This window comes from Spiroplasma endosymbiont of Lasioglossum villosulum (assembly GCF_964020195.1).
In the GTDB taxonomy this organism is placed as follows: Bacteria; Bacillota_I; Bacilli_A; order Mycoplasmatales; family VBWQ01; genus Spiroplasma_E; species Spiroplasma_E ixodetis_A.
In genome coordinates this window covers 775,644-788,289 of the sequence record NZ_OZ026539.1, presented here as the reverse complement: position 1 = coordinate 788,289, position 12,646 = coordinate 775,644, and the positions used below count along the sequence as shown (strand labels likewise).

12 protein-coding genes are annotated in these 12,646 nt (G+C 24.3%); 4 read left to right on the top strand and 8 right to left on the bottom strand.

Annotated features, from left to right (window positions below; genetic code table 4):
- Nucleotides 1-12: 12 nt before the first annotated feature.
- From AACK81_RS04465 to AACK81_RS04455, 3 genes are read right to left on the bottom strand one after another with little or no spacing between them, the layout of a single operon-like run.
- Nucleotides 13-519 (bottom strand): hypothetical protein, encoded by a 507-nt coding sequence (locus tag AACK81_RS04465; protein ID WP_338960114.1) that lies wholly within the window; start codon nucleotides 517-519, stop codon nucleotides 13-15.
- A gap of 13 nt (nucleotides 520-532) precedes the next feature.
- Entirely contained in the window at nucleotides 533-1,387 is an 855-nt protein-coding gene (locus AACK81_RS04460) for a bifunctional 5,10-methylenetetrahydrofolate dehydrogenase/5,10-methenyltetrahydrofolate cyclohydrolase (protein WP_338960112.1), read from the bottom strand.
- Nucleotides 1,388-1,408: 21 nt separating this feature from the next.
- Nucleotides 1,409-2,896: a TrkH family potassium uptake protein gene (locus tag AACK81_RS04455; protein WP_338960110.1), complete on the bottom strand. Its 1,488-nt coding sequence runs from the start codon at nucleotides 2,894-2,896 to the stop codon at nucleotides 1,409-1,411.
- A 166-nt stretch (nucleotides 2,897-3,062) separates the two neighbouring features.
- On the opposite strand from AACK81_RS04455, the gene AACK81_RS04450 reads away from it, so the two are divergent.
- The 3 genes from AACK81_RS04450 to AACK81_RS04440 all read left to right on the top strand — a co-directional run bounded on the left by AACK81_RS04450 (nucleotide 3,063) and on the right by AACK81_RS04440 (nucleotide 5,888).
- On the top strand, nucleotides 3,063-3,896 hold the full coding sequence (locus AACK81_RS04450) for a TrkA family potassium uptake protein (protein ID WP_338960108.1): 834 nt from the start codon (nucleotides 3,063-3,065) through the stop codon (nucleotides 3,894-3,896).
- A 166-nt stretch (nucleotides 3,897-4,062) separates the two neighbouring features.
- Entirely contained in the window at nucleotides 4,063-4,758 is a 696-nt protein-coding gene (locus AACK81_RS04445; protein ID WP_338960105.1) for a hypothetical protein, read from the top strand.
- A gap of 176 nt (nucleotides 4,759-4,934) precedes the next feature.
- Nucleotides 4,935-5,888 (top strand): hypothetical protein, encoded by a 954-nt coding sequence (locus tag AACK81_RS04440; protein WP_338960102.1) that lies wholly within the window; start codon nucleotides 4,935-4,937, stop codon nucleotides 5,886-5,888.
- A gap of 199 nt (nucleotides 5,889-6,087) precedes the next feature.
- Here AACK81_RS04440 and gatB read toward each other — a convergent pair whose 3' ends face one another.
- From gatB to ligA, 4 genes are read right to left on the bottom strand one after another with little or no spacing between them, the layout of a single operon-like run.
- On the bottom strand, nucleotides 6,088-7,527 hold the full coding sequence (gene gatB, locus AACK81_RS04435; RefSeq protein WP_338960099.1) for an Asp-tRNA(Asn)/Glu-tRNA(Gln) amidotransferase subunit GatB: 1,440 nt from the start codon (nucleotides 7,525-7,527) through the stop codon (nucleotides 6,088-6,090).
- A complete protein-coding gene (locus AACK81_RS04430) occupies nucleotides 7,520-8,992 on the bottom strand; it encodes an amidase family protein (protein ID WP_338960097.1) in 1,473 nt (490 codons plus the stop codon). The genes gatB and AACK81_RS04430 overlap by 8 nt, the downstream gene beginning before the upstream one ends.
- On the bottom strand, nucleotides 8,982-9,296 hold the full coding sequence (gene gatC / locus AACK81_RS04425; RefSeq protein ID WP_338960095.1) for an Asp-tRNA(Asn)/Glu-tRNA(Gln) amidotransferase subunit GatC: 315 nt from the start codon (nucleotides 9,294-9,296) through the stop codon (nucleotides 8,982-8,984). The genes AACK81_RS04430 and gatC overlap by 11 nt, the downstream gene beginning before the upstream one ends.
- A complete protein-coding gene (gene ligA, locus AACK81_RS04420) occupies nucleotides 9,289-11,304 on the bottom strand; it encodes an NAD-dependent DNA ligase LigA (RefSeq protein ID WP_338960092.1) in 2,016 nt (671 codons plus the stop codon). The genes gatC and ligA overlap by 8 nt, the downstream gene beginning before the upstream one ends.
- A 345-nt stretch (nucleotides 11,305-11,649) precedes the next feature.
- Here ligA and AACK81_RS04415 point away from each other — a divergent pair, with 345 nt between their 5' ends.
- Nucleotides 11,650-11,886, top strand: a complete 237-nt coding sequence (locus tag AACK81_RS04415) for a hypothetical protein (protein ID WP_286640752.1) — start codon at nucleotides 11,650-11,652, stop codon at nucleotides 11,884-11,886.
- Nucleotides 11,887-11,948: 62 nt separating this feature from the next.
- Here AACK81_RS04415 and AACK81_RS04410 read toward each other — a convergent pair whose 3' ends face one another.
- Entirely contained in the window at nucleotides 11,949-12,641 is a 693-nt protein-coding gene (locus AACK81_RS04410) for a superoxide dismutase (protein ID WP_338960088.1), read from the bottom strand.
- Nucleotides 12,642-12,646: the final 5 nt, after the last annotated feature.

Below are 12,646 nucleotides of genomic sequence, written 5' to 3'. Positions count from 1 at the left end.
AAACTTCTTTATTTAAAGTGTCTTTATCTGTTCATCAATATCCAACATCGCTAAATTCTTCTTAATCTTTTTCAAAGGAAGAAATATTGAAATTATTTTTTCTATTTTTGAAGTTCAAACTCTTACAACATAAATTTTATTTTTTGATATTAAATTATTTTTTAAAAGAAATAAGTTTTGATTAAGTTTATTAATAAAATCATTAGTTTTTAAATTATATTCAGTGTTAATATTTATATATTTTTTACTTAAAATATAATCTCAAGCAAAATTATTCATTCCTTTTATTCAATCATCATATAATTTTTGTGTATTAACTTCTATTTTAAAAATAATAGTATTATTTTCATTATGTATTTGATAATCTGAATAATTTTCAGGTTTTAAAAAATGTAAAGGACTATCAAAATAAACACTATTTGTTGAAATAGTTTCTTTTAAAAACTTAAATTTTAATAATTCTAAATTATTTTTTTCAATATTATTTAATCTTTTTTTAATCCAATTTTTCTTTAACATTTAATTTTCCAATTTAATTATATTTATTATTTAATTGATAGCAAATCATTAAATTTTCTAATAACATGGCAATAGTCATTGGTCCAACACCACCAGGCACAGGAGTAATTGCTGAAGCGGTATTTTTCATTATTTCAAAATTAATATCACCAACAACTTTTTTTTCTTTACCTTGATAATTAATTGCTACATCAATAATAACAACATCACGTTTAACTTGACTACTATTAATAATATTATAGATACCAGTAGCACTACAAATGATATCAGCTTCTTTAGTATAAATAGTTAAGTCTTTGGTTAATTTATGAACAATGCTAACAGTTGCTCCCATATTAGTTAATGATAAAGCCAATGGTTTACCAACAATATTACTATCGTTAATGATAGTAATATTTTGTTTAGAAATGGGAATTTGATAGTGATTTAGTAATTTTAAAATACCTTTTACTGTACAAGGCAACATTGCTTTTTTATCACCTTGTAATAATCTTCCGGCATTAATATTTGTTAAACCATCAACATCTTTATTAATAGTAATGCTATTAATAATTGCTAATGTATCTAAATGTTTTGGTAGTGGTAATTGTACTAAAATTCCATCAATATTATTGTCACTATTTAATTGTTCAATTTTATTAATTATTTCTTTTTGTGTTACTGTTGTTGTTAGTGAAAATACTTGTCCATCAATACCACATTCTTGACATGCTTTAATTTTAGTTCGTACGTACATTTGTGATGCTAAATCTTCACCAATAATTATTACTGCTAGTTTAGGTTTGCGATTAGTAATAGTTATTACTTGTGATTTAATTTTTGCTTTAATTTGCTGGGCAATTATTTTACCATCTAAAATTTTTATCATATGTGTTCACCATTTCTTAATTTATCCAATTAATACGTTTTCTTCAACTCTACTTATTGTTGGTTTTGATTTACGATCACTTCAAGCAAGAACAGTAGTTGATACTCCTAATTGTCCCACAAACATGACAAAAATTAAACTAAGTTGACTAAAAATACCTAATTTGGAATTATCAAATAATGAAAGTCCTGTTGTTCCAAAAGCACTTGAAACATCAAAAATTACTTGTGCAAAGGTCATATCAGAATTATCTGTTAAAAAAACATTTTCAATTGTGATAATCATTACTGATACAAAAACTAAAATAAAACCAAGTGTACTGACTATAAATGACATACGAACAGTTTGATTAGGAATTTTACGCTTGAATACAAAAACATCATTACGGCCACGTGCAATATTAAAAATTGTTAAAAGAATAATTGCTAAAGTTGTCGTTCTAATTCCTCCGGCAGTACTTGCTGGTGAAGAACCAATTCACATCATTAATGATTGGATCATTTGTGAGGCAAGGTGAAATTTATTTAAGTCAACTGTATAGTATCCACCATTTCTTGTTGACATTGTATTAAAAAAAACAGCCATAATTGCATCAGATGTCGATAAATTTTTAAAAATGGGCTCTTGCCTTGACGGAGTTATGACATTACGTGAAAAATATTCAATAAACATAACACTATTAACACCCAATATCGCAACTAAAAAATATGTTATTAATGTTAGTTTAGTGAATAAACTAAATCTAAATTTTTTACCATGAGTTTTACTTTTAATTCAATGATATAAATCATAATAAACAGGAAAACCAATACCGCCAATTACAAATTCAATAATAAAAATTCACTGCACAAAATAATCACTCTGAAAAGGTTCTAATGAAGTTATACCAACTATATCAAATCCAGCATTATTAACAGCAGAAATTGAGTGGAAAATTCCCGATCATAATGCTAATAGTATGTGATTATAGTAACCTGTATTATTGTTTAGACCATATTCTATTCCTGAGATAGGCACAAAATAAAAATATAAAAATAAAACAATTGCTCCCAAAAATTCAGTAATTGTCATAACAATAATACCAATTTTTAATACATCAATAGTCGTTCCTAATTTATTAGAACCACGTTCACCTTGCATTAGTAATCTTTCTCTTAAACTAGTATGTCGATTAAATACAAATAAGGATAATATTGCTAGTTTAACTGTAATTAAACCAATACCACCAAATTTAATTAAAATTAAAATAATAAATTGACCAAAGAAAGTAAAATCATTAGCAGTACTTTTTACTGTTAAACCAGTGTCAGAAAACGCACTACTAGCAGTAAAAAGGGCAGGCAAAAAGTTTCATTGTCCTTTTGTTGTGGCAATTGGTGTCATTAAAAGTATTGTTCCAACTAATAAAGTGAAAAAATATAAATTAAACATTTGTCGGGGACGGGTTTTACCAACAAAAATAATTTTAAAAATATTTTTTACACTACGATAATTAACCTTAGATAGCATCAAAAAACTCCTAAAATAACATTTTCTTTTATTATTATACTATACTATAGTCATTTCTATTAAATATTAGTTTTAAATGTAAAATACCAATATTTTAAGAATTAGTTTATAATTTAGTATAATATAATATATTTAAGTAAATATTATTTAAGGAAGAAGGATATAGATGTCTTCATCAGAAAATGATTTTTGTGTCATTGGTTTAGGTAAATTCGGAATTTCAGTTGTTAAAACTTTAGAAGAATTAGGTAAAGTTACATTAGCTATTGATAAAAGAGAAGACCGTTGTCAATTAGTTTCATCAATAGCTTCTGAAACTTTAATTTTAGATTCGACTAATCGTGATGCATTAAATGATGCTGGAATTCATAAAGTGCAAAATATTATTATTGCTATTGGTTCTGATTTAGCAGCTTCAATTGTTACTGCTGTTCATGTTTTAACAATTCATCGTAAACACAATACATTATCATCACTTAATCTTATTGCTAAAGCTGTTGATAGTACTCACCAACTAATTTTAGAAGCAATTGGTATTACTAATATTATTTTATCTGAAACAGAAGCCGGTAAGAAAGCTGCATATCGTGCTATTTGAAAATTAGGAATAGATTTAACTACAGTTGATGAAAAGTACTCAATAGCTAATGTAATTGTTAAAAATACTAAGTTTACAAATAAAAAACTAGAAACTTTAAAAATTCCTAGCAATTATAAAATTAACTTAGTTGCGATTAAACGTCATGGTAAAGTTATTATTCCTAGTAGAAATGAAATATTAATGTTAAATGATGAACTATTATTTATTAGTTCTAATGAAAATATTAATTCTGTTTGTAATGATTTTTCAATTGGTGATACTAATAAAATATTTGAGCCTACTATTATTAAAACGGTAAAGAAAAAGCGTTCATTTTGAAATTGATTCAGAAGAAATAAGAAAAAGAAAAAAAATAAAAAATTAAAGAAAAAGGAAGTTAAGAAAGAAAAAAAACACTAATAAAAAAACAAAATTAATTATAAAAAAATTGTTTTTTATTTTTAGAAATATTAATGTATTATCATTGTAATAAAAATTATATGTTTTAATCTAAATATAAGTTTTTAACCGATTGCTTTATTTTTTAAAGTAAATAGGTTTTTTTATTTTTTGAAAGGAAAATATTATGTATACAATGGAAAAAAATAAGAAAGTACTAATTAAAAAAATAGAAAAAATTTTTAAAATAATTCAAATTAATCAAAAAAATTTAAGCAAAGAAAGAATACGGAAACATAATCAAAAACCTGAGGTTGGAACTAAAAAATTAAAATATGCTCAAAGGCCTGAAGTGAAAGCGAGAAAACGAGAATCTTATCAAAGATGGTCCCAAAAAAATAAAGAAAAAATACGAGAATATAATCACAGATGATGTCAAAAAAATAAAGAAAAAATACGAGAATATAATCAAAAGTCAGAAGTGAAAGCGAGAAAACGAGAATATTATTACAGATGATGTCAAAAAAATAAAGAAAAAATGAGAGAACATACTCAAAGTCCTATAGAGTGATATGATACTCAAATTTGCAAAAATTCAAAATATATTAAAACAAAATATGCGACAGTGATAGTAAAGCAAAAAGTTGATGATACGATAATGCTTTCTAACATCGTACCAATGCCAGTAACTAAAAGTAATGAAGAACAAGAAATAGTACACAAGGCAGATATATTTAACGTTAAAGATTTATCTAATGGTATTAATAACATTGAAACTAATATGTTTGAAAGACCAGAGATACCTAAAACGCCCGAGATTATTGATATAATTTTAGACATGTCAGAAAATATCTTATTTTCTGACATGTCAATGGTAAAGTAATTAGTAATAGTATTTAAAAGGAAAAAATATCAAAAGTATAAGTAAAGAATATTAATAGAATCTAATTTTGAAATAACTAGAGATGATATCTATAAATATTTAATGATTTACTAAATTAAGGGAAATTTATTTATTTAGTATTTAAAATAATAATTTTATGTAAAGGATGAAGAACAATGGACAATTATATTTATTTTTTTAGTAATAAATGAACACAATATAAAATAAAATGTTTGGATAAAAAGATACCAATTCTAAAAGGGAAATTTGATTCACTTAAAATTATTGAAGATTGAACAAATTCCTTAATCTTAGAATTAAATGATGAAATAAATAATTATTCATATAATTTTCAATTAACTACTTTAAAAGAGGTTTTTTTACCAAAAATACTTGAAGATTTTATTAATTTTAAAAAAAATAAAGATATTTTTCATTTAATAATAAATGAAAAATATCTTAAAAAAATAAAAGTATTAAATTTATTTATTAATAAACAAATTGAAAAAGATAATTTTTCTAAAAAACATTTAAAGAAAATTTTATTAAAAGTATTAAGGTTTAGAGTTTATTTTAATAGTAAATTGATAGAAGCAAAAAGCGATTTACTAACTTTAAATAGTAAAATAAAACTTTTATGAAAAGAGATTTTTGATAGGGACATAAAATTTTTACAAAAACAACAGCAGAAGTTAAAACAAAAAAATATCTTGATAGAGAATCAAAAGACAAAATTAAAAGAAAATATTAAAGATATTAAAGATAAATTAGAAAAAGAATTAAAAGCTGATTATCAAAATAATAAACTTACTAATTTTAAAATTCTTTTAGAAATACCAAAAAAAGCAAATTTTAAAATAGCATCTTTAGAAAAACAAATTACTAATTTAGAAATTAAACAATATGAATTACATGTTCAAATGCAAACATTACAACAAAAAAGTAATGAATTACATGAAAAGATACAACAATTACAACAAAAAAATAATGAATCAAATTTGAATCAAAGAAATATTAATGATCAAACAATAACCATCCAATTAAATAAACCAGAATTGACAAATAAAACATTAGTTAATAATTTAACAATGTCATTACAATTTTTAAGACCAACAAATAATTTTAATTAAAATTAAGAAAGTTATTTAAAAGAATAAAAACAAATATTTTAATAAAATATTCATTAATTATTAATAAGACAAATGATGATTTAGTAATTAAAGAAAATTTAATTGAAGATGTAGATTTTAAATAAAATATTAGTATATAATTTATAATAAAAATATTCAAAGTATAATATAAAAATTCATAATTAAAAATTGATTGAAACTAATTATAGTTTTCAATCAATTTTTTTAATATTTCTTTAGAAACTTGTGGATTTGCTTGTCCTTTAGTTAGTTTCATTAATTGACCCATAAAAAATTTTAATGCTTTTTCTGGATTGACTTTATAAATAGTAATCATGTTTTCATTTGCTTTTAAAATTGTGATTAATATTTTTTCTAAATCATTACTATCACTTACTAAAGTAATACCTAATGTTCTAATAAGATCGGTAGGGCTTTTTTCATTATTAATCATAATTGCATTTAATAACTGTTTACTTTGTTTATCATTAATTTTTTGCTCATAAACTAGACTAACTAATTGTGATAGATTATTAGCAGTAAGTTCGCTGTTTTTAATAGTAGTGTTATTAATATTACAATAAGCTTGCACAGGACCTACTAAATAATTAAACGTAGGTAATATTAAATTATTAATGGCAACTGTTTGTTCAAAAATAGTTAATATTTCTACTTTGTCAATTAATAAATTAATATCTTTTATTGGTAAATTGTATTGTTTTTTTAATCTTTCCATTATTTGTTTAGGCAATTCAGGAAGATTTTTAGCAATCATTTTGATTCATTTTTCGTCTAGTTGAATTGGAAAAATATTTGGTTCAGGAAAGTATTTATAATCAATTTTATTTTCTTTGCTACGCATGCTAACGGTTTTATTAGTTTTTTCATCAAATCTTCTAGTTTCAAGATTAATTTTTTGTTTTTTATTTAAAATATTAGTTTGACGATTAATTTCATCATTTATTGCTAAAGTAATATTATGTGTAGAATTTAAATTTTTAATTTCAACTTTGGTACCTAAAGTATCACTACCATGTGGTTTTAACGATATATTAATATCGCATCGTAATGAACCTTCATTCATTTTAGCATAACTAACTTGTAAATGAATTAATAATTGACGTAGAGTATTAATATATGCTACTACTTGTTCGCTTGTGTTAAAAATTGGTTTAGTAACAATTTCTAATAAGGGAATTCCTGCTCGATTATAGTCTAGTAATGTTTTTTTATTATTATGAATTTGTTTTGCTGTGTCTTCTTCAATATGTAAGCGTTCAAAGCTAACAATAAATTCTTCATTATTTACAACTATTGGTAATTCACCGTTTGTACCAATTGGATGAAAAAATTGTGTGATTTGATAACCTTTAGGTAAATCGGGATAAAAATAACTTTTTCGATCAAAACGTAATAGTGGATCAATATTCATTTTTAAAGCAGTACATGTTTGAATTGCCATTATAATAACAGCTTGATTAACTGTTGGTAATGTTCCTGGATAGCCACAATCAATGGCATTAATTTGAGTATTTGGTTTTTGACCAAAAGTATTGGCGGCGTTGGAAAAACATTTAGTTTTAGTTTTTAATTCACAGTGGATTTCAATACCCATTACAACATCATATTTATTATTCATGATCATCACCTAGTAGTTTATTATTAAAATTAATTTTTTTACTTAAAAATGAAGCAATATTCAATATAACTTGATCATTGAAAGGTGCACCATTAATATTAAAACCAATCGGTAAACCATTAACAGTAGTTAACGGAATATTAATGCTTGGTCCACCATTTAAGTTAGAAAGTAGTAGTAAGTCTTCTAAATAATCATGTTCACTTTTAATAACTTTTTTTTGTTCTAATACATCTTTAATTTTTGGAACTGGATTAATATTTGGCATAATAATGAAAGCATCATATTTTTTAAAGATAGTATTTAAATGTTCAACAATTAATCTTCTTACTTTTTTAGCTTTGTTAAATAATTCTTCTTGATGATTTTCAGATAAAGCATATGCACCAATAATGTATCTGCGTTTTACCATATCACCGAAACCAAATGTTCGTGAATTTGTCATAACTTCTTGATAATTTTTACCATTTTTACGAACACCAAAATTAATACCAGTTAGATTTGCATGGCAACTGGTTGCTTCAGCAAAAGAAATAATCATATAGACTGGTAATAAAGATTGTAATAATTCTTTATTAAATTCAATTTGTTGAACTTTTGCACCACCATCAGTTAAATGCTTTATTGCTTCATCAAAACTAGATTTAACTATATCATTTCACTGATAATCATTATAATTTAAAATAGCAATATTTTTACCTTCTATATTTTGATTTAAGTTTTTAGTATAGTTTTTTTCTTTACTTTGAACACTAGTAAAGTCTTGTTCATCAAATAAAACAATACTATCCAAGACAATGGCAATATCTTCGACATGATTAGTAAATATACCAACTGTGTCTAAACTTGGAGCATAAGGAAAAACACCATTTCGTGAAATTAAACCATACGTTGGTTTAAAACCAACAATACCACAATAAGCGGCAGGTTTACGTATTGAATCACCAGTATCTGTTCCTAAAGCAAATGGTACAATTCCAGCAGCGACTAAAGCTGCACTGCCACTAGAACTACCACCAGTGATATGTTTTAAATTCCAAGGGTTTAAGACATGACCAGTAGCTGCATATAAACCATCTCCACCCATTCCTAGTTCATCAAGAGCAGTTTTAGCTATATTAATGGCTTTATTATTTGTTAATAACATATTAACAGTACTGTCATAATTAGGAATAAAATTAGCAAGAATTTTTGATGAACCTGTTGTTAAGAAATTAATAGTAGCAATATTATCTTTCATTACAAATGGAATTGCTGCTAATAAATTATCATTAATTTCTTGTTCAGTAATTAATTTTGTTTGTTTAATGGCATTTTGTTCTAGTGAAGTAACAACAGCATTTAATTTTTTGAATTGTTCTAATCGTTTGTATACTAATTTAGTTAATTGATCTGGAGTAAGTATTTTTGTTTTTAATAATTCATGAAGTTGACGAATTGAAAGTTGGTGGTAATTAATTTTCATGATTAATCACCTGATTAATACTAATGTAATTATTTTCAACTTCTGGAGCAATATTTAAAACACTTTTAGACGTTAAATGAGTTCCAACATTATCGGAACGTAATAAATTATTAATAATAGGAAATGGGTAATTTAAAGGTTCAATATCATTTGTATTGATATTTGTTACAATTTCCATTTGTTTTTCAATAGCTTTAAATTCTAGTAAAAGATTTTCACATTGTTCTTCGCTTAAATTGAACATAAGTTCGTTAGCAAATTCATGTAGCATTTTTGTTGTCATTTTCTTTTCAATTTTATCCATTTTTAGCTACCTCTTTCAATAAATTTTGTAATTGCTCTTCATTAATAATTTTAACATTAAGTTTGCGTGCTTGTGCTAATTTATTTCCTGGATTTTCTCCAACAATTAAATAAGAAGTATTATTACTAATAGTATTGGTAATTTTAGCACCATAGTTATTTAATAATTCAATGAATTCGTTACGACTTTTAGTTAAAGTTCCTGTTAAGACAAAAGTTTTACCATTCAATACTTGTGATTGGTTTTTTTGTAAATAATTAAAGTTAAGTTTAAAGTTTTGCAAGTTATTAATTAGTTGTTGATTAGTAGGATTAAGGAAATAATCAATAACACTAGTAGCGATTGTTGGACCAATTTCATTAGTATTAGCTAGATCATCAAAGGTTGCTTCCATTAAGTTATTTAAAGTTAAATATTTTTTTGCAAGAATAATTGCTGTTTTTTGACCAACATGGCGAATTCCCAAACCGAATAAAAGTCTTTCTAAGGAATTTTGTTTTGATAGAATAATTGAATTAGCAAGATTAGTGAAAGATTTTTCACCAAAACGTGGTAATGATAGTATTTCTTTTCGTAAATTAACTAAATTGTAAATATCACTAATAGTTTTAATTCATTTTAAATCTAAAAAACGTAATAATATTTTTTCATTTAAACCAATAATATCCATAGCATTTCTTGAACAGAAGTGCATTAATGATTTAAGAATTCGTGATGGACAGTCACTATTAATGCAAAATTGATCAACTTCTGGCGGAACTTGTTCTAATTTTGTTTTACAAACCGGACAATGGATAGCTTTTTTAAAAATAATATTGTTTATTTGACGATTACTAATAATTGGTGCAATTACTTCTGGAATAATATCACCAGCTTTTTTAACACTTACTAAATCATTAATACGTAAATCACGATTAATAATATAATCACCATTATGAAGTGTGGCAAAAGTAACGGTAGTACCAGCAATTATCACTGGTTGTAATCTAGCATTATAGGTTATTTTTCCTGTTCTACCAACAGTTGGAAATATATCTAAAAGTTTAGTAACACTAGTAACAGCAGGAAATTTATAAGCTATTGCTCATTTTGGTGCCTTATTAGTTCTTCCTAACATATCATAACTGGTTAGATCATTAATTTTAATGACAATACCATCAATTTCATATGGTAATGTATTTCTTAACTTTTCATATTTTTGAATATAAATTCATACTTCTTCAATATTTTTACATAACTGTCATTGTTCATTAATTTTGAAACCATATTTTTGTAAGGTAAATAATGCTTGTTCATGGGTTTTAATATTATCATTAGTAGCATTAATATAATAGTAAAGAAAACCATCTAATTTTCTTGAATTAACAATATTAATATCAAGTTGACGAATAGTACCAGCTGCAGCATTGCGAGGATTAGCAAAGAGTGGTAAGTTTTGTTGTTGTTGTTTTTCATTAATGCGATTAAATTCTTCTTTACTTAAATATATTTCTCCTCTTACTTCTAATTTAGAATTAATTGGTATTATTTTTGGTATTGTTTTAATTGTCAAAATATTATTGGTAATGTCTTCACCAGCAATTCCATCACCTCTGGTAGCAGCAGTTTTTAATTCTCCTTTTTCATAAGTTATGGAAATTGATAGACCATCAATTTTTAGTTCACAAACATATTCAATGTTATTTTCTGATAATGTTTTTTTAATTTGTTGATCAAATTTTAGTAAATCTTCATAATTAAAGGCATTACCCAAACTTAGCATTGGTTGTTGGTGAAAAATTTTTGTTAAAGAATTAATTGGTTTATTACCAACAGTTTTAGTTGGAGAATCATTACTATTAAATTGGGGATATTGTTCTTCTAATTTTACTAATCTATGATAGGCGCTATCATAAAGTTCATCACTAACGGTAGGTGCATCTAAAACATGATATTCATAATTTCATTGTTTAATTTGGTTTCTTAATTGTATTATTTCAATTTTAATATCATTATTTTTGTTACTCATATTACTTTCTCCCCTAATTGGTTTGTTAATAAGACATAATTAATTATAAATGAATTATTACTTTAATTGTAATATTGTTTTATAAAAGTATAATTTAGTAATGTAAATAAAATAAATAAATAATAATATACATTTTTTTAAAAAAATGATTATAATAAAATTAGTATTAAAAAATAATGGCTAATTAAGTATTTGGTTTTTTAAACTCTTATTAAGTTTATTTGACTTAAAGGTTTTTTTGTATATAACTAGATACATTTTTTAATATTAACCTTTGATAAGTTTTAAGTATAGTATTAAAACTAAAGATAATTACTTTAATTTTATATGAGTTAGGAGTAAGTTATGAAAGATACATATGCATCTGTTCGTTTAGCACAAAAGCCAGAAAATGCTTTTGCTTGTCATCGTTGTGGTAGGGTTATTTTAATTGCCGAATTTTTAGAAGCAAAAAATATTCAATTGAATTGTAATCGATGTGGTTTTAAAAAACATGTTGAAAAAATCAAAATAGAAAAAAAAGCAGAAATTAAAAAAACTAGAATTGCTGCTATTTCTTCCAAAAATTCTTCTAAAAAATAACTTAGCTTAGATTAATATTAATAATATTATAAAAAAAAGAACTCAACTGAGTTCTTTTTTACTTATTTTTTATTTTTTTCATTTAAATACTCTTGATAATTATTATTTACTTGTTCTCAATTGATAACTTTTAATAATGCTTGTAAGTATTTCTCTTGTTCATTTTTATATTGTAGATAATGTGCATGTTCTCATACATCAATAGCGATCAATGGGTACATGTTCAAGAATCATGGATTGTCTTGATTAAAAGTTTTGTATAGTCTTAATGTACCATTATTATCAATTACTAATCATGCTCAACCACTTCCAAAAATATCCATGGCAGTTTTTGTTAAAGCAGCTTCAAATTTTTCATAAGATTCAAAGCGATTAATGATTGCTTTACCAATAGCTGATTTTTCATTAAAACCTTTATTTTTCCCCAATAGTGAAAAGAAAAGATTATGATTAATTACTCCCCCACCAAATTGTCGAATGCTACTTTGTAATTTTTTTACATTACAAGTTTCTTTATCCTCACATATATCTTCTAATTTACAATAATTACTTAATAAACGATTTAGTTCCCCTTTAGTTTCAAGATTATAATCAGAAAAAACTTTCGGATGTTTATCCATCACTAATTTTAAAGAAGTTAAATATTTCTTATGAAGTTCTTCATAATGATGTTTAATTGTTTCTTGTGAAATGTAAGGTTCTAAAGCATCATAATTATATGGTAAATCGATAATATTAATCTTGTATTTAGGCATTCTTT